We start from the raw sequence: 609 nt of genomic DNA on the forward strand, positions 1-609 counted from the left end.
TATTAATGAAGGATACTTCATTAATGAACAGAATTTCCTGATGACCATAGCGTTTTGGAACCACCTGACCCCATGCCGAACTCAGAAGTGAAACAAAACAGCGTCGATGATAGTGTGGGCTTCCCATGTGAAAGTAGAACATCGTCAGGRCCTTATAAAAGAAACCCGTTGCAGCAATGCGACGGGTTTTTTGCTATGTGGGATTTGAAAAGAAAACCTCACAAGATAATCAACACCTCACAAAGCAATCAACACCTCGCGAGGTAAACTCGCTCCCACCACGACATAACAAAGTACTGGATTGGTAGGAGGCGGTTTACCCGCCGAGCTGTTCCTCGAGCTGCGAAGCGTTACCTCGGTTTCTTGTCACCCAAACTCAGAAGTGAAACAAAACAGCCGAAGGGTCGGCCCCGGTCAATGATAGTGTGGGCTTCCCATGTGAAAGTAGAACATCCTACTTCGTAGCGAGTCAGGGCCTTATTAGAGAAACCCTTTACAGCAATGCAGCGGGTTTTTTGCTATGTGGGATTTGAAAAGAAAGCCTCACAAGATAATCGACACCTCGAAAAGTAATCAACACCTCGCGAGGTAAACTCGCTCCCACCACAA

Annotated in this window: 1 rRNA gene; it reads left to right on the plus strand. The window is 46.5% G+C overall.

Annotated features, from left to right (window positions below):
* Positions 1 to 36 precede the first annotated feature (36 nt).
* A 5S ribosomal RNA gene (rrf, locus tag EAG18_RS22040) occupies positions 37 to 150 on the plus strand.
* The last annotated feature ends 459 nt before the right edge of the window (positions 151 to 609 follow it).

This window comes from Pseudoalteromonas sp. J010, from assembly GCF_003934235.1.
GTDB lineage: Bacteria > Pseudomonadota > Gammaproteobacteria > Enterobacterales > Alteromonadaceae > Pseudoalteromonas > Pseudoalteromonas peptidolytica.